We start from the raw sequence: 22,502 nt of genomic DNA on the forward strand, positions 1-22,502 counted from the left end.
AGATCAACACACCCTCAAACAAGAGGAACCGCGTGCCGAATGCTTTTAGCCGTGCAGGCGAGCAGCAGCTGTGCTCAGTGCTGCGGCAACGGAAGCCTCCGAGGTCGGGCCGAACCCCATGGCCCATGCCCGCTTGTTGTTCTCGCAGGTGTAGATGAAGGTGACGGTGGCTTCGAAGATCTCGAACTGGTGGTAGCTGAGGATTTCGACGCGGCGGCCCATATCGGCCAGCAGGTTGGTGACAGCAGAGCAGGCGCCGGTGGCGATGATCTCACGGGTGGAGTCGATGCGGGCACCGGAGCTGGTGTCGGTGATGTGGGCGGTGTAGCGGTAGCGGCCGCCGCGCAGGTTCTCACGCTCCAGGTGAGTGATGCGCATATCGCCTAGCGGGGCGTAGGTGGCGGCGAAGGTGCGCCATTCCATGCCGCGAGCCTCCTCGCGCAGGCCGCGCGGCAGGCGGTGGCCGAAGCGGGCGCGGAAGGGGTCCTCGGCAAAAGTGCGGGAGGTGGTGCGCTCGGCGGGGATCGGAGTGTGCGTGCTCGCCGGGGTAGGACGGCGGTGGTACTCGATGATGGTGGAGCGCTGAGACTGGGGAGCGTAGGTGGTGGTGGGCATGATGCCGGATCACATTCCTTTACAACGGAGCGAAAAACAACGGTGTGAAGCACTGAAAATTTCATCGCCTGCGATGAGGCGGTTCTGGGGGGTCTTAACGACTACTTCCTTGTGCGGAGGTTTCAGTCCTCGCTGTGCGCTCCTCCGCCAAGGTACGTAGCCTTCAGTACTCGTACGCCCTTGAGTCCGGCGGCTCGAAGGGCCACGCTCTCACGGGGTGCGCGTGCGTTCGCGGCTAGGGCGCGAAGGCTGTGTGCTTGACGGGTGATCATGTGGGGCATAGTAAGCCGTGTCACATGCCGGTGGCAAATGTTAGTCAGACGTAGAATGGGATGGGGGTACCCACAGGGTGGGATGGCAAGTGGGGTGAGGTGCATCAGTCGTTGGGTGCGGCTCTCAACGACGTCGCTGGGAATGCGTGTCTATAGCCGCAGGAGAGGGCGAGCCAGCCCTGCTACGGCTTCACCGCCCTAGCGTGCGGCCTGTAAGTCCCACATGATTATTCATGGCAGTACCTCCTAAGGAGGAACCCCCATGGCCACCGATACTGACGCCATCAGTGAAGAGGTAGAAGAGGTGGTATCCAAGGCGGGCTATGAGCCCCATGGATACTTCATTGAAGGCCTTGCCTCTTTCCTTCTTATATCGAACGGCCAAGCCCCCGAGGAGTTGAGCTGTGATAGCGAGGCCGGCATGTTCAGCGTCATCGGCAGTAAGGACGTCTTGGAGCCGTTGAAGCAACAGCGAGCGCGCCGGCACTCATCGGCGTCGTGCGGTGAACTGACGCTGCTCCCAGGGTGGGCATGAGGAGACGAAGCCATGCCTTTATGGAAAAGCCTGCGACAGCAATATACGCCCTCCTAGCTGGCTGGGAGGGCGTATATGTGAACAGGCGTCCTTACTTTGCGTAGTTCTGCAGGAAGAGCGTTTCGGCCACGGCGATGGAGAGGATCTCTTCCGGATCGACCGACTCATTGGGGGAGTGGATGGTGCAGGAGGGCTCCTCCACGCCGAAGAGGGCGATCTCGGCCTCGGGGAACTTCTCCTGCAGCTTCGAGGTCAGCGGAATCGATCCGCCGGAGCCAATCACCACGGTCTCCTTGCCCTCATAGGCTGCAGAGAGGGCCTCGCCAAGCACGCTGAGCGTGGTGCTTTCCGGGGCGGTGGAGAAGGGTGAATTCACGTCGAAGACGGTCACGTCCACGTGCGCGCCCCAGGGGGTGTGGTTGATCAGGTGCTGCTTCAGTGCCTCGGTAACCTCCGCGGAGTCCAGTCCGGCCGGCACACGCAGGTTCAGCTGCGCCTCGGCGGTAGCGGGCACGGCATTGACGGCCTCGCTCACCGGGGTGGAGGTGAAGCCGATGATGCTTACGGCGGGACGCGCCCACAGCATATCTGCGGGGCTATCCTCCTCGGTGCCCATGATCTGGGTGCCCTCAAGCATGCCGGCGTCGCTGCGGAAGGTCTCGCGGTCATAGTCCATGCCCTGCCACTTCGCGGTGCAGTCCACGCCCTCGATCACGGTGCGGCCATGCTCATCGCGGAGCGAGTCCAGCATGCGCATGAGAGCGGCCACCGCATCCGGTGCGGCGCCGCCGAAGGAGCCGGAGTGCACGGCCGTGGCGAGGGTATCGACCTTCACGTTCAGCAGTGCCCCGCCGCGCAGCGAGGTGGTGAGGGTGGGCACGCCCACGCCGGCGTTACCCGAGTCCGCGATGAGAATGGCATCGGCGGCGAAAAGCTCGGGGCGTTCGTCGATAAGCGCATCAAGGCCGGCGCCACCGCGCTCCTCGGATCCTTCAATAACCACCTTGATATTGCAGGACAGTCCGCCGATCTCTGAGAGGGTGCGCAGCACGGCGAGGTGCATCACCAGATTGCCCTTACAGTCCGCGGCGCCGCGGGCGTACCAGCGGCCATCGCGCTCGGTGAGGGTGAACGCATCCGAGGTCCAGGCGCTCGGGTCGCCGGCGGGCACCACATCATAATGGGAATAGAGCAGCACCGTGGGCGCGGAATCATCGATCACCTTGGTGCCGATGAAGGTGCGGGTGCCGTCGATGGTGTCATAGGCGGTCACGTCCAGCCCGTGCTCGCGCAGGGCGGCCAGCACCCAGTCGCCGGCGGCGGTGTGCTCCTCCTTGAGCTCCTCCACGCTGTGCACAGAGTTAAAGGAGCAGAGCTCGGAGAGATCGGAAAAAATACGGCTTTTTTGCTTCTCGACGCTTGCTCGCGCCGCAGTCGGAGTAGTCATGGTGACCAGCGTACGCGGCACTCCGGTGTTCTTGCACTCAGTAGGGTAGAGTGCTAGAACAGGTCTTAGCACTTGGACATTTCGAGTGCCAGCCTAGAACAAAAGAAACAACGATAAACGCGGGTGAAGTTGGCATCACCAACACTCACCAACTGCAGCCGTCGCGGGCGCCCGCCGATATCGACGCTTGAGTGTCGTCCCTTAACTTGTATATAAGGAGCACTAAAACAACATGGCAAAGATCATCGCTTTTGATGAGGAAGCACGCCGTGGCCTGGAAAAGGGCCTGAACACCTTGGCTGACGCCGTGAAGGTGACCCTCGGCCCCAAGGGCCGCAACGTGGTTCTGGAGAAGAGCTGGGGTGCGCCGACCATCACCAATGACGGCGTGTCCATCGCGCGCGAGATCGAGCTCGAAGAGCCTTATGAGAAGATCGGCGCCGAGCTGGTCAAGGAAGTTGCGAAGAAGACTGACGATGTCGCCGGTGACGGTACCACCACCGCTACCGTGCTGGCCCAGGCTCTCGTCTCCGAGGGTCTGCGCAACGTCGCCGCTGGTTCCAACCCCATGGGCATCAAGCGCGGTATTGAGAGCGCCGTGAAGGCCGTGACCGAGAAGCTGCTCGAGGGTGCGAAGGAAGTCGAAACCCAGGAGCAGATCGCCGCGACCGCCGGCATCTCCGCTGCGGATCCCGCTATTGGCGCCAAGATCGCCGAGGCTATGTACGCCGTCGGCGGCGGCAAGCTGAACAAGGAATCCGTCATCACCGTCGAGGAGTCCAACACCTTCGGTGTGGATCTCGACGTCACCGAGGGTATGCGCTTTGATAAGGGCTACATCTCCGGCTACTTCGCTACCGACATGGAGCGTCAGGAAGCCGTCCTCGAGGATCCCTACATCCTGCTGGTCTCCGGCAAGATCTCCAATATCAAGGATCTGCTGCCGCTGCTGGAGAAGGTCATGCAGTCCGGCAAGCCGCTGCTCATCATCTCCGAGGATGTCGAGGGCGAAGCCCTGTCCACCCTCGTGGTGAACAAGATCCGCGGCACCTTCAAGTCCGTCGCTGTGAAGGCCCCGGGCTTCGGCGATCGCCGCAAGGCCATGCTGCAGGATATGGCTATCCTCACCGGCGGCCAGGTCATCTCCGAGGAGGTCGGCCTCTCCCTCGAGACCGCCGACATCCCGCTGCTGGGTACCGCCCGCAAGGTTGTGGTGACCAAGGACGAGACCACCATCGTTGAGGGTGCCGGTTCCGCCGAGCAGATCGAGGGTCGCGTCAACCAGATCCGCGCCGAGATCGAGAACTCTGATTCCGAGTACGACCGCGAGAAGCTGCAGGAGCGCCTGGCCAAGCTGGCCGGTGGCGTGGCAGTGATCAAGGTCGGCGCCGCCACCGAGGTGGAGCTGAAGGAGCGCAAGCACCGCATCGAGGATGCCGTGCGCAACGCCAAGGCTGCCGTGGAAGAGGGCATCGTTGCCGGCGGTGGCGTGGCCCTGCTGCAGGCCGCCCACGTGCTGGACTCCGACCTGGACCTCAGCGGTGACGAGGCTATCGGCGTGAAGATCGTGCGCGCCGCACTCTCCGCTCCGCTGAAGCAGATCGCCGAGAACGCTGGCCTGGAGCCGGGCGTGGTGGCCGATAAGGTCTCCAACCTGCCCGTCGGCGAGGGCCTGAACGCCGCTACCGGCGAGTACCAGAACCTCATGGAGGCCGGCATCAATGACCCGGTGAAGGTCACCCGCTCTGCGCTGCAGAACGCTGCCTCCATCGCGGCTCTGTTCCTCACCACCGAGGCCGTCGTGGCCGACAAGCCGCAGCCCGCTGGCTCCGGCATGCCGGACGCCGACGCCATGGGTGGCATGGGCGGCATGATGTAAGCATCACCGCTCACACGCACTAACAAGCCTCAGATCCCGCACGGGTCTGGGGCTTGTGTGCTGTGCGCTAGCATCGGCAATCATGAACGCACCACGCATGAGGGTATCCATCGTGTCCGCGGGAGCAGTGGGCACAGCCATCGGGGAGAAGCTCGCCGCCGTCGGCCACCGCGTCGATTACACGGCCGCACCCGCCACGGCGGCGGAGAACGCCCAGCTACTGGTGCTCGACCTTGGCGATAGCGACCTGGAGGCGGCGGTGGCCGAGCTCCTGCCACACGTGCAGCCACGCCAGATCGTGCTGCACACCGCCGCTAGCCACGGGGTAGGGGTGCTGCAGCCGCTGGCCGAGCGCGGGGCGCTCACCATCGCCGCCCATCCCGCCATGATCGCCGCCGATGCGGCGCGCCTCGATGGCTGCGGCTGGGGTGTGACTACGCGCGATGAGCTCGCCGCCACCGTCGCGGAATTGCTCATCACCGAGATGAACGGCCATGCCATCGCCATCGCCGAGCAGCAGCGGGATCTCTACGCCGCCGCCATAGCCCACGGCTCCCACCATGCGGCGGCGATCGCCGCCCAGACCGCCGAGCTGCTCGAGCAGTGTATGGATGCCCCCTCGATGCGGGGCGCGCAGCTACTCAGCGAGCCGCTTGCGCAACAGAGCATGAGCCTCGCGCTCAGCGGAGAGTTCACCCCAGCCGCCCCGGCGGATGCCGCCACCGTAGAGCGCCAGTTGGCTGCCATCGGCGCTGGTCCAGCCCGTGACAGCTATGTGGCCGTAGCCCGGTCGCTCGCGGCACAGAGCGCTCCGGCAGCGGTGTGGGAGGTGCTCGAGGCGGCGTCGACAAGCCAAGAAAAGGATTTCCGCTTTTGACCAACGCAGCCGCGATCTCGGGACTAGACTGATTAGTATGGCTGACAAGAAAAAGAAGGATGAAGAGCTGCCCGTCATCGACCTTGCGGCAACCGAGGGTTATTACGTTGATGACTCGGATGAGGATGATCCGGTACTCGTTAAGCCCGATGGCAGCCCGGTGGATACGTGGTTTGAGAACTATCCCTATGACGACCGGATGAGCCGCGATGAGTACGAGCACGTCAAGCGCGCCCTCCAGATCGAGCTCTTGAAGTGGCAGAACTGGACCAAGGACACCGGCCAGGCGCACATCATTCTTTTCGAAGGCCGCGACGCCGCCGGTAAGGGCGGCACGATTAAGCGTTTTAATGAGCACCTCAACCCCCGCGGTGCCCGCACTGTGGCCTTAGAGAAGCCCTCGCCGCGCGAGTCCACCTCCTGGTATTTCCAGCGCTATATCGAGCACTTCCCGTGCGCCGGCGAGATCGTGTTTTTCGACCGCTCCTGGTACAACCGCTCCGGCGTGGAGCGCGTCATGGGCTTCTGCACCGAGGCGCAGCACGCCGAGTTCCTCCGCGAGGTGCCCATGCTGGAGAACATGATCATGGGCTCCGGTATTTCCCTGACCAAGCTGTGGTTCTCCGTGACGCAGAAGGAGCAGCGCACCCGCTTCGCGATTCGCCAGGTCGATCCCGTGCGCCAATGGAAGCTCTCGCCGATGGACCTCGCATCCTTGGATAAGTGGGATGATTACACCCGCGCCAAGGAGGAGCAATTCCGCTACACGGACACCGATGAGTCGCCGTGGATCACCATTAAGTCCAATGACAAAAAGCGCGCCCGCATCAACGCCATGCGCTATGTGCTGAGCAAGTTCGAATACACCGGCAAGGATCACGAGCTGGTGGGCGAGCCCGATCCGCTGATCGTGCGTCGCGGCCGCGACCAGATCGGGGACTAACCCTTATTACGACACCAGGCGCCACCTATCGGTGGCGCCTGTGGTGTTTCTCGAGTGCTTCTCGCGGGCCGGCTCAGCGGGTCTGCGGTTCGATCGGATTGCCCTGCCAGCGGGAATGGGGCGGCACCTGATCGCCGCGCATCACCAGTGAGGCCGGGCCCACGGTGGTGCCTTCGCCAATGGTGCTGGCGGGCAGCGCCACGGAGTGCGCCCCCAAGGTAGCCCCGTCGCCAATGCTGACGGTATCGAGGCTCATCACCCGGTCCTGGAAGAGGTGGGTCTGCACCACGGTGCCCGGGCCCACAGTGGCCCCGGCCCCCACATGGCAGAGATCCGCCTCGGGGAACCAATAGGACTCTATCCACGCGCCGCGGCCAATATCCGCCCCGAGGCTGCGCAGGCACAGCGAGAGCGTTCCCGTGCCGAGAGCGTGGGTGAGAATCCACGGCGCCGCCACTGTTTCCACGAAGGCGTCTTGCAGCTCGTTGAGCCACACAAAGCGGCTCCACAGGGGATGATCCTCGGCGCGGATGGCGCGCACGCACAGCCACTTCATCGCCGCGGTCACCGCCATGGCCACCGCCCCGGCGGCCATGAGCAGCAGCCCGCCGCAGAGAACGAGCACCACCGCAGCGCCCGGGCCCAGCGCGAGCAGCAGGGCCTGCAGCGCCGCCGCCACCGCCACCGCGAGTGTCGCCGAGGTCATCGGCGCTAAGAGCCGCAGGGTTTCCACGACACCGCGGCGCGCTTTGAGCGAGGTGGGCGGATCATAGGTCACGGTCGTGCCCTCGCCGGCGCAGGCCTCGACGCGGCGCATGCGCTCGGGTGGGGAGCCCCACCAATTGGATCCCGCCTTCGGCTTCTTCGGCGTGGAGGACAGCACCGCCACCAGCGAGTTCTTGCTCAGCTTCCGGCCCGGCCCGGTCACACTGGAGTTGCCAAGGAAGCTCCTCTTGCCCACCTTGCAGCGATCCACATACAGCCAGCCGCGGCCGAGTTCATAGCTGGCGATGGAGGTGTCATCGGCGAGGAAGGCGCCATCGCGCACCTCGGTGAGGGCGGGGATCATCACGGCGGTGGATACCTCGGCATCGGCGCCGATGCGGGCTCCCAGGCTGCGCAGCCACACCGGGGTGAGCTGCGCGGCATAGAGCGGGAAGAGATAGTGCCGGGCATCGTCCATGAGCCGGTGGATGGTCCACGCCCGCCAGCCGCCCACCGAGCGCACCGGCACCACCCCGGGGGTTAAGCCGAGCTGGAGGGCGCGCACCAGCACCCAGATCTCCACGGTCAGGGCACAGAAGGCCACCAGGGCGCCCAGCGGGGCGGTGGCGAGGGCCACCAGCACCGTGGAGATAGAGCCAGACGCGAGCTGGGTGGCGGCTGCCACCACGGTCGCGCCAGCGGCCAAGGCCAGGATGGGCACGAGCCCCAGCAGCAGGGAGGTGAGATAGTACACCGGCACCCAGCGGGCATTGCGCGGCGGTGGCGAATTCGGGAAGTCATCCTTCGGCTTGCCCACCTTACGAGCCGGAGAGCCCGCCCAGCGGGACCACTTCTTCACCTTCTTATCCCCAGTCACGCACGATCCCGGCTCCACCTGGGCGCCTTCGGCGATGCGGCTGCCCGGCAGCAGCACCGAACGGGCACCCACCCGGGCATAGGCGTCGATACGCACCGGACCCACGTGCAGGGTATCGCCATCGAGCCAATAGCCGGAGAGCTCCACCTCCGGCTCCACACAGCAAAAATCGCCGAGGCGCAGCAGCCCAGTCACGGGGGCAGGGGTGTGCAGGTTCACGCCCTTGCCCACGCGGGCGCCCAGCATGCGGGCGAAGCTCACCGTGAACGCCGCCGAGGAGATCGACCGCGCGCCACAGACATCCGCTACCCGTTCCGCCGCCCAGATGCGCAGGTGCACACTCCCGCCGCGCGGATAGTCCCCGGCCGTGATGCCGCGGGTGAGCAGCCGAATGATGCCGGCCGCGAGCGGCAGCCGCCCCAGCGGGGTGAGAAAGACCAGCGCGCACAACAGCGATAGCTGCCAGGGCACCGGCACCGCCCAGTCCACCAGCGGCGTCCCGTTCGGGAGGGAGAGAAGAGTATTGATAATGAAGAGCCAGCTCACCCACTGGGCGGCCCGCAGCGCCATCACCGGAATCTGAATGAGCTCCTGGGCTAGGCGGCTGCGGCGAGACACCGGGGCGCAGGCTCGCCGGGAGCTGGTGTCCTCCGGCACCGGGGTGCCGAGGCTGTCGAGATAATCGGCGAGCGCCCCGAGGCGCGGCCGGTCATAGAGATCCCGCACGGACATGGTGGGGATGCGTTCACGGATCCGACCCACCAGGGTGGCGGCGGCAAGCGAGGTGCCGCCGAGGGAGAAGAAGTCCGCCTGTGGGCCGTCCACGGCCACCCCGAGCACGTCCACCCACACGGTGGCGAGCCAGCGCTCGGTCTCGCTCATGCCCTCGCTATGCACGGTGGCGCTCGGCAGCGGCCAGGGCAGGGCGCGCTTGTCTACCTTGCCGGCGGTGGTGACGGGCAGCTCCTCCATCACATGCATTCTGGGCACCAGCGCGGCGGGCATGAGCTCGGCGAGGCGTTGCTGCGCCCGCGCCATATCGAATCCGGCGGCCGGGTCGTCGAGGGAGACATAGCCCACCAGCACGGAATCGCCGCCACCGGTTTTTTGCACCACCACCGTGGAGGAACGCACATTCTCCACGCTGGATAGCCCCGCATCCACTTCGCCGAGTTCGATGCGGCGGCCGCCGATTTTCACCTGATCGTCTATGCGGCCCACGAAATAGAGGCCGTCTTCTTCCAGGCGCACGTGATCGCCGGAGGCATAGGCCCGCTCCCAGCCGAGGGCGGGCAGCGGCGCGTATTTTTCGGCGTCCTTGTCTGGGTCGAGATACCGGGCCAGCCCCACACCGCCGATGATGAGCTCACCCACCTCGCCGACAGCCACCGGCTCGCCCGCGCTATCGACCACCGCCAGATCCCAGCCATCCAGCGGCAGCCCGATACTCACGGGCCGGCCGGGCTGGAGCTGGGTGCCGCAGGCCACCACCGTCGCTTCGGTGGGGCCATAGGTATTCCACATTTCGCGCTGCGGGGTGGCGAGCCGCTCGATGAGCTCCTGGGAGCAGGCCTCGCCGCCGACGATGAGCAGACGCACATTATCTAAAGCCTCATCCGGCCACAGCCCAGCGAGGGTGGGCACGGTGGAGACTACGGTGATACCCCGGCGAATCAGCCACGGCCCGAGGTCCATTCCGGAACGCACCAGCGAGCGCGGGGCCGGCACGAGGCAGGCGCCGTGCCCGAAGGCCAGCCACATTTCCTCGCAGGAGGCGTCGAAGGCCACCGAGAGCCCGGCAAGCACGCGATCCTCGGGGCCGAGCGGGCCGCCCGGGGAGTCCACGAGGAACCAGCGCGCCTCGGCGTCCACGAAGGCGGCGGCGCTGCGATGCGTCACGGCCACCCCCTTCGGGGTGCCGGTGGAGCCGGAGGTAAAAATAATCCAGGCATCATCGTCCACGCTGGGCGGGCCGGGCGGATAGGCCTGGGGCAGCGGCGCGACGAGTCGCAGGCCCGCGGCGTCGATAAGCGCATCGATATGCGCCTCGCCAAAGACCAGCGCGGCGCGCTCGGCGGGATCATCGGCATCCACCGGCACATAGGCCGCGCCGGCCAGCAGCGTGCCCAGAATGGCCACATAGAGCTGGGCGCTTCCCGACGCCATCTGGATGCCCACCCTGGCGCCGCGGCCAATACCGAGAGCCTGTAGCTGCTCGGCGGTGGCGCGCACCTCGGTCATGAGCTCGGCATAGGTGAGCACGGTGCCGTCGTCGATAGCGGCGGCGTGCGGATGGGCGGCGGCGGTGGCGCTGAGGATATCAATAAGTGTGCGCGCCTCGGGGGCGCGCACACGGGCACTATATTGGGGCAGCAGCACGCCGATTAGTCCTCGTCGGAGGCCTCGGCGGCCATGATGGCCTTGGCCAGCTTGCGGAGGTGCTTGAGCTGCTTATTCGTGGATTCGTCCAAGGCGCGATCCTCGGCTGCAGTCATGATCTCGGCGAGGTGATCGCGGGCCTTGGTGCCCTTCTTGGTGGTGGTGACGATCTGGCGGCGGCGATCCTGTTTATCGCGCTCGCGCTTCACCCACTTCTTTTCCTCGAGGGCGTCAATGAGCCGCACCATATCGGAGGCGTCCATGGAGAGGATGTCGCAGAGCTTGGATTGGCTGGAGGCGCTCGCCGTGGCGAGACAGCACAATACCCAGTACTCCCGCAGGTTGGTGTTTTCTTCCTGCAGCGCCGCCTCGACCTCGTCGCGGGTGCGCCTGCGGAGCCGTTCTAATTGAAAGGAGGGGGATTCAAGCAACATCTGGGGGAGATCAGGATGTATGGCCATAGCCACAAGTGTAGCCAACCGAACCTAAAAAAGAGCGCATAGCAGCAAAAAGGAGCCGGCCCACCCCCTTCGATCTCCACTTCGAAGGGAGGAACCGACTCCTCATACCTGATCCTAGACAGATCACATCTGTCATACAAGAATGCTCTACTTGCCGTAGCGCTCCACGGAGTCCTGCAGGATCTTCTTGGCCTCGGCCTTGGTGCCCCAGCCGGAGCCCTGAACTTCCTTATTGGGCTCGAGATCCTTGTAGTGCACGAAGAAGTGCTCGATCTCATCGCGCAGGGACTGCGGCACATCCTCGATGTCCTGGATATCGTCCCAGCGGACATCGTCGATCACGCAGAGCAGCTTGTCATCGCCGCCGGCCTCATCGGTCATCTTGAATACGCCGACGGGGCGGGCTTCCACGATCACGCCGGGGAAGACGGGCTCGGGCAGGATTACCAGCGCGTCCATGGGGTCGCCATCCTCGCCCAGGGTGTGGTCAATGAACCCATAGTCCAAGGGGTAGGCCATCGGGGTGAACAGGTAGCGGTCCAGGTACACCTTGCCGGACTCGTGGTCCACCTCGTACTTATTGCGGGAGCCCTTGGGAATCTCGATGGTTACTTCAACAGACATGGTGTGAGCTGCAGCCCCTTTCGGCTGGGAAACGTTCGGGTTGTTCATACTGCGCCCTCTGGGAGGGTCTGCTCCTATCGTAGCGTGGCCTATAATCGCTCGGGTACGTGCGGCGGATAAGAGTGCGCATAGGAGTTAAAGGGAAGAGATGTCTGCGAAGGCGAAGAGTTCAAAGGCGTGGTGGGTCACCTCTATCGTTGTGGCCGGTGCCGCGGTCGGCTCCATCGCTGGGGTGGGTATCGATGCCTATGTGACCGAGCGTGGTCTCAGCCACCCCGAGGTGGTGAGCGCGCACGCCGTGACCGGTAGCTTCAGCCCCGCCGAGCCGAGCGCCGAGGTAGATAATGAGCAGCTGGGCGCCCAGGTGGCCGAGCTGGCCAGCGATTCGCGCCTGGGTTCTTTCGCCGGGGTGCTCACCGACACCACCACGGGCGAGCAGGTGTGGTCGCTCAACCCGGATGAGCAGATGCGCCCGGCCTCCGCCACCAAGCTGCTCACCGCCGCGGCCGCGCTCATCGCGCTGGGCGAGGACGATCGGCTCACCACCACCGTCCACGACGCCGGCGAGGGCACCGTGGTGCTCAAGGCCGCGGGCGATGTGATGCTCAATGACGCCATGCTCGACCAGCTCGCCGCGCAGCTCTCCGGGGTTCCGGTGGAGGCCGTGGCCATGGACACCTCCGTGTGGCCGGAGGAGGAGTTCAGCTCGAAGTGGAATAAGAGTGATATTGGCGGCGGCTATATCGCGCCCATGCAGCCGATGATGCTCAATGGCGCCCGTATGGGTGCCGACTCTGGCGATGTGCCGCGCTCCACCACCCCGGCGGAGGATGTGGCCCACGCCCTGGCGGAGAAGCTGGGCGTGGAGTTTGTGGGCACCGCGGAGGCCACCGGCCCGACCCTGGCGAGCGTGAACTCCGAGCCGCTGCCGGTGCGCCTGCACACCATGATGGTGCATTCGGACAATGTGATGGCCGAAGCCTTTGGCCGGGAGGTGGCGGTGCACACCGGCTATCCCGCTACCCAGGATGGCTCCCGCGACGCCACCCTGGCGGTGCTGGCGGAGCACGGGATCGACACCAGCGGCATGGACATGGTGGACAATTCCGGCCTGTCCCAGCAGAACGCCATCTCCACGGCCGCCTTCGCCCGCGTGCTCAGCGCCGTGGCCAGCGACCCCGTGCTGCGGCCGCTGCTGGATACCTTGCCGGTGGCCGGCGGCGAGGGAAGTCTCAGTTCCCGTTTCGGCGGTAGCGCCGGCGAGGGCTGGGTGCGTGCCAAGACGGGCACGCTCACCGATACCGCGGCGCTCGCGGGGCTGATTCCCGCCGAGAATGGCCATAGCTATGCTTTCGCGTTCATCTGCAATGACGCCTCCATCCTGCCGGCACGCGCCGCGATGGATGAGATTGCCTCCTCGATTCGTTCCTTCTAGCCCATGCCCACCCACATCGGCGAGATTCCGCTGCCGCGGCGCAGCCCGCACTTTCTTGCTTGTCGACGCCATGTCCGCGCCTTCACCACCCCCGTGGCGGCGATTGGTCTCTCGGGCGGGCCGGACTCCCTTGCCCTGGTGGCGGCCGCCGTGGCCGAGGGCGTGCAGGTGCGGGCGATCTGCGTGGACCATCAGCTGCAGCCCGGCTCCCGCGAGGTGGCCGAACGCGCCGCAGCCACCGCCCGCCGCATGGGCGCGAGTGCCGTGTTGGTGCCCGTGACGGTGGATGCTCGCGCCGGCGGGATGGAGGCGGCGGCCCGGCGGGCCCGCTATGCCGCCCTGCAGCAGTACGCCGATTCTTGGCCGCTGTGGGTGGCCCACACCCTCGACGACCAGGCCGAGACGCTGCTGCTGTCTGCGCTGCGCGGCCGGGTGACAGGCATGGCGGCGCGGGATCGCCACGTACACAGGCCCTTTCTCGGTCTGCGCCGCGCCGATACCGAGGGCGCCTGCGCCGAGCTGGGCTTAGAGCCGTGGCAGGATCCGCAGAATGCGGATACGGGGCTGCGTCGAGTAGCGATCCGCTCTGCGGTGCTGCCGCTGTTGTCCGAGATCAGCGGCGCGGATGTGGCACCTGCCCTCGCCCGGGCCGCCGCCACCGTGCGCGAGGATGCGGACTTTCTTTCCGCCCAGGTGCCCGAGATCGACGCCGAGGGGGTGAGCGTGGCGCTGGCCGCCGAGCCGCGGCCGCTGCGGGTGCGGGCCATTATTGCGTTCTTACGCCAGCACGACGCGGCCGTGTCAGCGGCGATCATTGACGCCGTCGATGCACTCTTGGTGGATTGGCATGGCCAAGGTGGGGTAGCGGTGGGGAAAACATCGGAGGGGCTACGATTGGTCGTGCGCCGAAAAAGTGGCACACTCGTCATGGACGAATCCCCCTAATTAGCAGCTAGGAACCATCATGGAATCTGCCAAGGACATCGCCGTTCCCGCGGGCAAGTATCACGACGACATCGAAGACGTGATCATCGACGAAAAAGCCCTGCACGCACGCATCCGCGAGCTCGCCGACACGGTGAGCAAGGAGTACGCCGACATTGAGGATGACCTCGTGCTGGTGTGCGTGCTCAAGGGCGCGGTGTATTTCATCACCGATTTCTCCCGCGAGCTCTCCATTCCCGCGCAGATGGAGTTCATGGCGGTCTCCTCCTATGGCAACTCTGTGTCCTCCTCCGGCGTGGTGCGCATCCTCAAGGATCTGGACCGCGATATCGCCGGCAAGCACGTGCTCATCGTGGAGGACATCATCGACTCCGGTCTCACCCTCTCGTGGTTGATGAAGAACCTCAGCAACCGCCAGCCCGCCTCCCTCAAGGTGGTCACGCTCTTGCGCAAGCCGGAAGCTGTGTCCGCCAAGGTGGAGCTTCTCGACGTCGGCTTTGACATCATCAACGCGTTCGTTGTCGGCTATGGCCTCGACTATGCCGAGCGCTATCGCGATCTGCCGTATATCGGCTTGCTCAAAGAACGCGTGTATAAGGACTAGACTCAAAGGCCTCTATGAAGAACAAAAAGATCCTCAATATCGGGCTCATCGCGGCTGTTGTGCTGGTGGGGCTGTTCCTCATCGTGCAGCTCACGGACGATACCCGCTCCTACCGCGAGGTAGACACCTCGGTGGCGCTCACCCAGCTGAACGACAAGAACGCCAAAGAGGTCCGCATCGATGACCGCGAACAGCGGGTGCTCATCGAACTCAAAGACCCCATCACCGTGGATAAAACCGAGGGCGTAGAGAAGGTGCAGAGCCAGTACCCGGCCCGCACCGCCCCGGAGATCTTCGACCGCGTCACCCAGGCCGATCCGGAGAAATTCACCACCAAGGTCACGCGGGATTCCTTCATCGGCTCGATGCTGACGATGATGCTGCCGCTGCTGCTCATCTTCGCCCTCATCATGTTCTTCTTCAGCCGCATGCAGGGCGGCGGCATGGGCCCCTTCGGTTTCGGCGGCTCCAAGGCCAAGGAACTCACCAAGGACATGCCCACCAACACCTTCGAGGATGTGGCCGGTGCGGATGAGGCCGTGGATGAGCTCCACGAGATCAAGGACTTCCTGCAGGATCCCACCATCTACGAGAAGCTGGGGGCAAAGATTCCCCGCGGCGTGCTGCTCTATGGCCCGCCCGGCACCGGTAAAACCCTGCTGGCCCGCGCCGTCGCCGGTGAGGCCGGGGTGCCTTTCTACTCCATCTCCGGCTCCGACTTCGTGGAGATGTTCGTGGGCGTGGGCGCCTCGCGCGTGCGTGACCTATTCAAGCAGGCCAAGGAGAATAGCCCCTGCATCATCTTCGTCGATGAGATCGACGCCGTCGGCCGCCAGCGCGGCGCCGGTATGGGCGGCGGCCACGATGAGCGCGAGCAGACCCTCAACCAGCTGCTGGTGGAGATGGACGGCTTCGGCGACCGCCAGGGCGTGATCCTCATGGCCGCCACCAACCGCCCCGATATTTTGGACCCGGCGCTGCTGCGTCCGGGGCGCTTCGACCGCCAGATCCCGGTGACCAACCCAGACTTGAAGGGCCGCGAGAAGATTCTCGAGGTCCACGCCAAGGGCAAGCCCTTCGCCCCCGATGCTGATCTCACGGCGCTGGCCAAGCGCACCGCCGGCATGTCCGGCGCGGACCTGGCCAATGTGCTCAACGAGGCCGCCCTGCTCACCGCGCGTGTGGGCGGCAGCGTGATCACCGCTGATGCGCTCGAGGAGGCTACCGATCGCGTGATCGGCGGCCCGCGACGCTCCTCCAAGGTGATCTCCGAGCAGGAGAAGAAGGTCACCGCCTATCACGAGGGCGGCCACACTCTCTCCGCGTGGGCGCTGAAGGATATTGAGCGCGTGTACAAGGTGACCATCCTGGCGCGCGGCCGCACCGGCGGTCATGCCATGACGGCCCAAGAAGACGATAAGGGCATGTACAACCGCAAGGAGCTATTCGCCCGGCTCGTCTTCGCCATGGGTGGACGCTCCGCCGAGGAACTCGTCTTTGGTGCCCCGACCACGGGCGCGTCCTCCGATATTGAGCAGGCCACCAAGATCGCCCGGGCCATGGTGACCGAGTACGGCATGTCCCCCGAGCTGGGGCTCGTGAAATACGGGGAGGAGCAGGGCGATCCCTTCGCCGGCATGGGCCGCGGTGGCTCCATCGAATACTCCGAGAAGGTGGCCGCCACCATCGACGACGAGGTGCGTTATCTGCTGCGCAAGGCGCACGAGACCAGCTACCGCATCCTGCGCGAGCACCGCGATACCCTCGATGCCTTGGCCTATAAGCTGCTGCAGAAGGAAACCCTGCGCCGCCCCGATCTGGAGGCCTTGTTCACCGATATCGAGCCCCGCGGGGTGGAAGAGGTCTTCCCTGCCGAGGACATCGACTTCCCGGCTCAGCTCGACCGCGAACCGGTCAAGACCCCCGTGGAGGAGGCCATCGAGCGCGGTGAGGAACCGCCGCGTCCCTTCTCTCTGCTCGAGGCATCGAAGGCAGCGAGGGCGCGTCGTGAAGCGGAGATGGCCAAGCGCCAGCAGGAGCTGTCTCCCGTCGCCCCCGAACAGGGCCCGTGGACTCCGAAGTCCGGCTCCACCCCCAACTACGGCACCCCGCCGCCGAAGGGCTGGACCGTGCCGGGCTGGCCGCAGCAACCGCAGCCGCAGCAACCGCCGCAACAGCAGCCGGAGCAGCCAGAGCAGCAGCCGGACCCGCAGAAACAGCACCCGGGCGTGGAAAACTATGGCGAGAACACCGAGGTTATCGGCTTCCGTCTGCCGGAGCGGGAGCGCCCCGACGAGGACGAGCACTATAACGGCAGCCACCGGGCGCAGGAGTAAGAAGCGATGAGCGAGCACGAGTTTGACGCCGACCGCATTGAGCGTGCGGTGCGCGAGATCCTGATCGCTATCGGTGAAGACCCGGACCGTGAGGGCCTCGCGGCCACCCCGGGGCGGGTGGCGCGCGCCTATGAGGAGATCTTCGCCGGGCTGCGCGAGGATCCCGCCGACGTGCTGAACACCACCTTCGATGAGGGGCACCGGGAGCTGGTGCTGGTGCGCGATATTCCTATCTACTCGATGTGCGAGCATCACCTCGTGCCCTTCTATGGGCGCGCCCATATCGGCTATATCCCGGGCAGCAATGGCACCGTCACCGGCCTGTCCAAGCTGGCCCGACTGGTGGATCTTTATGCCAAGCGCCCGCAGGTGCAGGAGCGGCTGACCACTCAGGTGGCCGATGCCCTCGTGGAGAAGCTGGGCGCGCACTCGGTGATCGTGGTGATCGAGTGCGAGCATATGTGCATGGGGATGCGCGGCATTCGCAAGCCCGGCGCCATGACCACCACTTCGGCGGTGCGGGGCGGTTTCCAACGCTCCGCTGCCTCCCGTGCCGAAGTCCTCAGCCTGATCCGTGGATGCTAGGAATACTGCCATGACCAGCCTCGCTTCCCTTCGTCACCCGCACCGCGCCACGGTGATGGGCATTGTGAACGTCACCGAGGATTCCTTCTCGGATGGCGGCAAATATCTCGACCCCGAGGTGGCGGTGCAGCACGCCCGCCGGCTCGTGGCCGAGGGCGCGGACATCATCGACGTCGGCGGGGAATCCACCCGCCCCGGCGCCACGCGGGTGGATCCCGTGCTGGAACGCGAGCGGGTGGTGCCGGTGATCGCGGCCCTGCACGCCGCAGGTATTAAGACCTCCGTGGATACCATGCGCGCCAGCGTGGCCGCGGCCGCCGCAGCGGCGGGGGTGGATCTGATTAATGATGTCTCCGGCGGCCTCGCCGATCCGGAGATGCGCGCCGTGATGGCCGAGACGAACCTGCCGGTGTGCCTCATGCACTGGAAGGCCGCCACCTTCGGCAATGCCTCCGGCGCCGCGCATACCCCGGGCAGTGTGGTGGAGGATGTGCGCCGCGCGCTCGCCGAGCTCACCACCGCCGCCATCGACGCTGGGGTGCGGCCGGAGAATATCACGGTCGATCCGGGGCTGGGTTTCGCTAAAACCGCCCTGGATAACTGGCAGCTGCTGCACAACCTAGATGTTTTTACCTCCGGCGAGTTCCCCGTGCTGGTGGGCGCGTCCCGGAAGCGCTTCCTCGCAGCGATTCGCGTCGGCCGCGGTCTCGATTCCGCGCCGGATCCGGCCACGGCCGCCGTCACCGCGATCGCCGCGCAGCAGGGCGCCTGGTGCATCCGCGTGCACGATGTGGCGCTATCCCGCGATGCCGTGGATGTGGCCCAATTGTGGAATCACCCCGGCGATGTGGAGGAGGGCTAGTGGCTGATCGCATTGAACTCACCGGCTTGGAGGCCACCGGCTATCACGGGGTCTTCGACTTCGAGAAGCGCGAGGGCCAGCGCTTCATCGCCGATATCACCTGTTGGTTGAACTTTCCCCGCGAGGACAAGCTCGCCGGCACCGTGCACTATGGCGAGCTCGCCGAGCTGGCCCACGCCGTGCTCACCGGCCCGCCCGCCGATCTCATCGAGACGGTGGCCTCCACTATCGCCGAGCGCGCCATGGAGACCTTCCCGCAGTTGCATGCCATCGAGGTGCGCATCCATAAACCCGAGGCCCCCATCGATCTGCCCTTCCGCGATGTGGCCGTGGTAGCTCGTCGCTCCCGGAGGAAGTAGGTGACTATGCGTGCGGTGATCTCGATCGGCTCCAATACCGGTGCTTCCCGACAGCATCTGGCCAGCGTCCTTCACGAGTTCGAGGCGGAGCTGGCGGCCTGCTCCTCGCTTTACGCCACCCCGCCCTGGGGTGTGGAGGATCAGCCGGATTTCCTCAATGCCGTGCTCATCGTGGACACCGATTCCTCCCCGCGGGAGCTGCTCGCCCGCGGCCAAGCCCTTGAGGCCCGCGCCGAGCGGGTGCGTCTGCGCCGCTGGGGCCCGCGCACCCTCGACGTAGACATCGTGGACATCGAGGGCTTCAGCAGCACGGATCCCGTGCTCACGGTTCCGCATCCTTATGCCCATCAGCGCGGCTTTGTGCTCATTCCATGGCACGAGATCGCTCCCGACGCCGTCCTCGGCGGCCGCTCTATCAGCGCGCTTATCGACGCCCTCCCGGCCGCCGACCGCGCCGCCATTACTCCGATCGATAAGGTGATCGCATGAAACGCACCCGCATGTCTGTGCTGCTGGCTGCCGGCGGCTTCACCGCGCTTGCCGGGGCGATCCTGACCTGGGGGCGCTATGGCTCCTTGGTGACCGTCTCGGCCACGGCCTCGGTGACGCTCTGGGCGATGGCGCTGATCTGCGTGGTCTTGGGCAGAAGGGTGCGCGAGAACGTCGATCACAGCAATATCGGCATGGACCGCTCCCAGCTCAACCCCACCACCGCGGCCCTGTGGCTGGTGGTGGCGAAAGCCTCGGCGTGGACCGGCGCGATTGTGGGCGGCTGGTATGTGGGCATGGCCACCTTCGTGGTGCCCAAGGCCGGCACGCTTACCGCTGCGCAGAATGATCTGCTGGGGGTCGTGACCTCCGCGGCGGCGGGTGTGGCGTTGGCCGCCGCCGGAATATATCTCGAGCGTGGATGCAGCGTGCCGCCCTCGCCAGATGGAGAACCCGCCTGACGTGCCGCGCGGGCTCAGCCCACGAGAAGGTAGTTTTAGGTAGATTAAGGATTCATGAGCTCCCCCACCCCTCCTGAAGAACAGCAGCACGCCGAACAAAGTGACAAAGGCCAGATCGCGCTGATCGTGTTGGTGGTGCTGGCACTTGCCGCCAGCTTGCTCATGTTGTTCATGAACAATGACGCGATGATGAAGCTCGCCGTGCTCGCCGCCCTCTGGGCCGCGGTGCTGGGCTTTTTCCTTGTGTTCCGCTATCGCAACCAGGTTGAGGAGGCGACTGCGGCGCTGAACGTGCAGCGGGATCTCTACGAGGAGAAGCTGGAGCGCGAGCGCGCCGATCACCGTGCCGAGCAGCTGGAGATCGAGCAGGACTATCTCGAGGCCCTCCGCGAGGAGCGCGACGAGAACATCGCCATTATGCGGGAGCAGCTCGATATCGTCCGCGAACAGCTCGAGCGGCTGACTGGTCAGGTGTACTACGAGCCGACCACGCTCAGCGCCGCCGCCGAGCGTATCCATGAGATCGAGGAAGCCTCCAGCATTCGCTGGGATCCACAGCCGGAGCAGCCAAGCAGCTCTTCGCCCTTTGATGCGGAGACCACCGTGTTCAATCGCGTCGAGGAGACCCCGGAGCCCGAGCCTGTGCCGGAACCCGAGCCGGAGCCGGAACCGGAGCCCGAGCCGCTGTGGGAGCCCGAACCCGAACCGGAACCAGAGCCCGAGCCCGAGCCGGAGCCCGCACCGGAGCCCGAGCCCGTGTGGGCCCCTGCCCCCGAGCCGGAGCCCGAGCCTTCGCACCATGGCCGCCGCCGCGCCGATGAGCGCAGCGGGTCGGTGTCTGTGGCTGATCTGCTGAAGAATTTCAATAAATAATGGCTTTTGAACCTGGTGCAGCACGGGTGATTGATTCCCCCGAGATGCTGCGCACTTTCGCTTCCGCTATGCGCAAAACGGGCCGCCCGGTCGTGCTCGTGCCGCTGAGTGAGTCCTGGGCGCCGCAGCATGTGGCCTTGGTGCGCGCCGCGCGCACGGTGCCGCGTGCCGTCGTGGTGGTAGTGGGGGACTGCCCCGAGGAGCACGCCCGCGAGCTGGGCGTGGATGCCCTCGCCGCCGCGCCGGCCCCGCCCGCGCTGAGCGTGCGCCTCGATGCCCCGAGCCTTGAGCCGCTGGAAGCGCGCCTGTCCGCGCTGCTTCGCCTGCTGGTGCTGGTGAATCCGCATCAGGTGGTGCTTAGCGAACGTGATTTCGAGTTCATGCTGCTTACTCAGCGGCTGATCTCCGAATATGGTTTCACCACCACGGTGCGCGGGGTGCCGCCGACTCGTTCCGCCGCGGGCGTGGCCCTGCAGCCCGCCCTGGCCGAGCTGTCTGCGGAGCAGATTGATCGGGCCACGGTGCTGTCTGCGGCCTTGCTGGCTGCCACGCACCGCGCCGAGGATGGCGCCGCAGCGGTGCTCGACACCGCCCGCGAGATTCTCTCGGGGATGGACGTGGAGTATGTGGAGCTGCGCGATGCCCGTACCTTCGGCCCAGCCCCTGAGCGCGGCGAGGCCCGCCTGCTCGTGGCCGCCACTATTGACGGGGTGCGGCTCATCGATAATGTCGGCGTGCCCGTCGGCATCGGGTTTAAGAACCTCAGCGAGGACTAAACACGGAAAAATCGGTGTAAAATCCATAAGGGTATATTCACCTTCCTCTTTCTAGGAGTTACCCATGGATTCCTCCACCGTCGCCCTTGGCGTGCTGAGCGATCTTCCCATCGCCCGCGAAGCCACCACCTCCCGCGTTCTCGTCAATAACGAGCACCTGCGCACTGTCGTATTCAGCTTCGACGCCGGCCAGGTCCTCACCGAGCATGCCTCTCCCCGTGCCGTCGTCGTGCAGCTTCTCGACGGCCGCCTGAGCTTCACCGTTGCCGGCGAGGAGCACGAGATGCACCCCGGCGACGTGATCTATCTCGCCCCCAATGAGCGCCACGCCCTCGAGGCCCTCGAGCCCTCCCATATGAGCCTTGTGATGGTGGATGTCGATGTCGCGTAAAGGACCCGCCGAAAAATACCTGCAAGGACACTGGCTGCTGGCCAGCATGGGCAAGCGGGTGCTGCGCCCCGGCGGTATTGAGCTGACCACCCGCCTCATCGAGGCCGCGCACCCCACCTCCTCCGACCGCATTGTGGAGCTCGGGCCCGGAGTGGGGCGCACCGCTGAGATACTGCTGGCGGCACATCCCCGCAGCTATCGCGGCGTGGACCCCAATCCCGAGGGCAGCGCCCAGCTGGCCGAGGTGCTGCGCGGCCACCCCGAGGCCGAGCAGGTGGTGGCCGATGCCCGCTCCCATGAGCTGCCCGATGGCTCCGCCGATCTGGTGGTGGGGGAGGCCATGCTCACCATGCTCAGCACCGAGGATAAAAAGGCGGTCATGGAGCGTACCTATCGTCTCCTCGCCCCCGGTGGCCGCTATGCGATCCACGAGCTCGCTGTCTCGGGCGATAATGCCACGGAGGTGTCGCGGGAGATTTCGCGCAGCATCAAAGTGGGCGCGCGCCCGCTACCGGCTGAGGAATGGCAGCAGCTGCTGGAGGAGGCCGGCTTCGAGGTAGTTGCTACCGACACCAGCCCCATGCGGCTCTTGGAGCCCTCCCGCATCATCGCCGATGAAGGACTTGGCGGGGCGCTGCGCTTCTTCTACCGCGTCCTCCGTAACCCCACTGCGCGGCGCCGTATTATGCAGATGCGCTCGGTATTTCGGCGGCACCGTGAGCAGCTCTCGGCGGTGGCTTTCGTGGCACGCAAAGGCTGCTAGGCTAAGCAT

22 protein-coding genes are annotated in these 22,502 nt (G+C 65.6%); 17 read left to right on the forward strand and 5 right to left on the reverse strand.

Going from position 1 to position 22,502, the window contains the following annotated elements; all coding sequences use genetic code 11:
* Nucleotides 1-45: 45 nt before the first annotated feature.
* Nucleotides 46-615: an acetyl-CoA acetyltransferase gene (locus tag KR227_RS09450; protein WP_218365103.1), complete on the reverse strand. Its 570-nt coding sequence runs from the start codon at nucleotides 613-615 to the stop codon at nucleotides 46-48.
* A 534-nt stretch (nucleotides 616-1,149) separates the two neighbouring features.
* On the opposite strand from KR227_RS09450, the gene KR227_RS09455 reads away from it, so the two are divergent.
* On the forward strand, nucleotides 1,150-1,422 hold the full coding sequence (locus tag KR227_RS09455; RefSeq protein ID WP_218365104.1) for an immunity 51 family protein: 273 nt from the start codon (nucleotides 1,150-1,152) through the stop codon (nucleotides 1,420-1,422).
* A gap of 91 nt (nucleotides 1,423-1,513) precedes the next feature.
* Here the strand turns inward: KR227_RS09455 and KR227_RS09460 are convergent, their stop codons facing one another.
* Nucleotides 1,514-2,869, reverse strand: a complete 1,356-nt coding sequence (locus KR227_RS09460) for a dipeptidase (protein ID WP_218365105.1) — start codon at nucleotides 2,867-2,869, stop codon at nucleotides 1,514-1,516.
* Nucleotides 2,870-3,101: 232 nt separating this feature from the next.
* Between KR227_RS09460 and groL the strand changes: the two genes are divergently transcribed.
* From groL to ppk2, 3 genes are all read left to right on the forward strand, one after another.
* Entirely contained in the window at nucleotides 3,102-4,748 is a 1,647-nt protein-coding gene (gene groL / locus KR227_RS09465; RefSeq protein WP_151549988.1) for a chaperonin GroEL, read from the forward strand.
* A gap of 82 nt (nucleotides 4,749-4,830) precedes the next feature.
* Entirely contained in the window at nucleotides 4,831-5,625 is a 795-nt protein-coding gene (locus KR227_RS09470; protein ID WP_218365106.1) for a DUF2520 domain-containing protein, read from the forward strand.
* 37 nt (nucleotides 5,626-5,662) lie between these two features.
* A complete protein-coding gene (gene ppk2, locus KR227_RS09475) occupies nucleotides 5,663-6,568 on the forward strand; it encodes a polyphosphate kinase 2 (RefSeq protein ID WP_151530189.1) in 906 nt (301 codons plus the stop codon).
* A 73-nt stretch (nucleotides 6,569-6,641) separates the two neighbouring features.
* Here the strand turns inward: ppk2 and KR227_RS09480 are convergent, their stop codons facing one another.
* From KR227_RS09480 to KR227_RS09490, 3 genes are all read right to left on the reverse strand, one after another.
* The gene (locus KR227_RS09480; protein WP_218365107.1) at nucleotides 6,642-10,529 is read right to left on the reverse strand and encodes a Pls/PosA family non-ribosomal peptide synthetase; all 3,888 of its coding nucleotides are present in this window, start codon (nucleotides 10,527-10,529) and stop codon (nucleotides 6,642-6,644) included.
* Between the two features lie 5 nt (nucleotides 10,530-10,534).
* Entirely contained in the window at nucleotides 10,535-10,990 is a 456-nt protein-coding gene (locus KR227_RS09485) for a MarR family winged helix-turn-helix transcriptional regulator (protein WP_218365108.1), read from the reverse strand.
* A 147-nt stretch (nucleotides 10,991-11,137) separates the two neighbouring features.
* Nucleotides 11,138-11,614: an inorganic diphosphatase gene (locus KR227_RS09490; RefSeq protein ID WP_218365109.1), complete on the reverse strand. Its 477-nt coding sequence runs from the start codon at nucleotides 11,612-11,614 to the stop codon at nucleotides 11,138-11,140.
* Nucleotides 11,615-11,762: 148 nt separating this feature from the next.
* Here KR227_RS09490 and dacB point away from each other — a divergent pair, with 148 nt between their 5' ends.
* The 13 genes from dacB (at nucleotide 11,763) to KR227_RS09555 (ending at nucleotide 22,493) form a co-directional block, all read left to right on the forward strand.
* Nucleotides 11,763-13,049, forward strand: coding sequence for a D-alanyl-D-alanine carboxypeptidase/D-alanyl-D-alanine-endopeptidase (gene dacB, locus KR227_RS09495; RefSeq protein ID WP_218365110.1), 1,287 nt, complete (start codon nucleotides 11,763-11,765; stop codon nucleotides 13,047-13,049).
* Nucleotides 13,050-13,052: 3 nt separating this feature from the next.
* Nucleotides 13,053-13,994 (forward strand): tRNA lysidine(34) synthetase TilS, encoded by a 942-nt coding sequence (gene tilS / locus KR227_RS09500; RefSeq protein WP_218365111.1) that lies wholly within the window; start codon nucleotides 13,053-13,055, stop codon nucleotides 13,992-13,994.
* 19 nt (nucleotides 13,995-14,013) lie between these two features.
* A complete protein-coding gene (hpt, locus tag KR227_RS09505) occupies nucleotides 14,014-14,598 on the forward strand; it encodes a hypoxanthine phosphoribosyltransferase (RefSeq protein WP_218365112.1) in 585 nt (194 codons plus the stop codon).
* A gap of 14 nt (nucleotides 14,599-14,612) precedes the next feature.
* On the forward strand, nucleotides 14,613-16,934 hold the full coding sequence (gene ftsH / locus KR227_RS09510) for an ATP-dependent zinc metalloprotease FtsH (RefSeq protein ID WP_218365113.1): 2,322 nt from the start codon (nucleotides 14,613-14,615) through the stop codon (nucleotides 16,932-16,934).
* Between the two features lie 6 nt (nucleotides 16,935-16,940).
* The gene (folE, locus tag KR227_RS09515; protein WP_218365114.1) at nucleotides 16,941-17,519 is read left to right on the forward strand and encodes a GTP cyclohydrolase I FolE; all 579 of its coding nucleotides are present in this window, start codon (nucleotides 16,941-16,943) and stop codon (nucleotides 17,517-17,519) included.
* Between the two features lie 10 nt (nucleotides 17,520-17,529).
* Nucleotides 17,530-18,381 carry a dihydropteroate synthase gene (folP, locus tag KR227_RS09520; RefSeq protein WP_218365115.1) on the forward strand — a complete coding sequence of 284 codons (852 nt, stop codon included), beginning with the start codon at nucleotides 17,530-17,532 and terminating at the stop codon, nucleotides 18,379-18,381.
* A complete protein-coding gene (folB, locus tag KR227_RS09525; protein WP_218365116.1) occupies nucleotides 18,381-18,740 on the forward strand; it encodes a dihydroneopterin aldolase in 360 nt (119 codons plus the stop codon). Before folP ends, folB begins: the two co-directional genes overlap by 1 nt.
* A gap of 6 nt (nucleotides 18,741-18,746) precedes the next feature.
* A complete protein-coding gene (gene folK / locus KR227_RS09530; protein ID WP_218365166.1) occupies nucleotides 18,747-19,229 on the forward strand; it encodes a 2-amino-4-hydroxy-6-hydroxymethyldihydropteridine diphosphokinase in 483 nt (160 codons plus the stop codon).
* Nucleotides 19,226-19,690, forward strand: a complete 465-nt coding sequence (locus KR227_RS09535; protein WP_218365117.1) for a DUF3180 domain-containing protein — start codon at nucleotides 19,226-19,228, stop codon at nucleotides 19,688-19,690. Before folK ends, KR227_RS09535 begins: the two co-directional genes overlap by 4 nt.
* A 54-nt stretch (nucleotides 19,691-19,744) precedes the next feature.
* Nucleotides 19,745-20,563: a DUF6779 domain-containing protein gene (locus tag KR227_RS09540; protein WP_218365118.1), complete on the forward strand. Its 819-nt coding sequence runs from the start codon at nucleotides 19,745-19,747 to the stop codon at nucleotides 20,561-20,563.
* Nucleotides 20,563-21,339, forward strand: a complete 777-nt coding sequence (locus KR227_RS09545) for a pantoate--beta-alanine ligase (protein WP_218365119.1) — start codon at nucleotides 20,563-20,565, stop codon at nucleotides 21,337-21,339. Before KR227_RS09540 ends, KR227_RS09545 begins: the two co-directional genes overlap by 1 nt.
* A 64-nt stretch (nucleotides 21,340-21,403) precedes the next feature.
* The gene (locus KR227_RS09550; RefSeq protein ID WP_218365120.1) at nucleotides 21,404-21,730 is read left to right on the forward strand and encodes a cupin domain-containing protein; all 327 of its coding nucleotides are present in this window, start codon (nucleotides 21,404-21,406) and stop codon (nucleotides 21,728-21,730) included.
* Entirely contained in the window at nucleotides 21,720-22,493 is a 774-nt protein-coding gene (locus KR227_RS09555; RefSeq protein WP_370625218.1) for a class I SAM-dependent methyltransferase, read from the forward strand. The genes KR227_RS09550 and KR227_RS09555 overlap by 11 nt, the downstream gene beginning before the upstream one ends.
* The last annotated feature ends 9 nt before the right edge of the window (nucleotides 22,494-22,502 follow it).

This window comes from Corynebacterium sp. TAE3-ERU30, assembly GCF_019209925.1.
In the GTDB taxonomy this organism is placed as follows: domain Bacteria; phylum Actinomycetota; class Actinomycetes; order Mycobacteriales; family Mycobacteriaceae; genus Corynebacterium; species Corynebacterium megadyptis.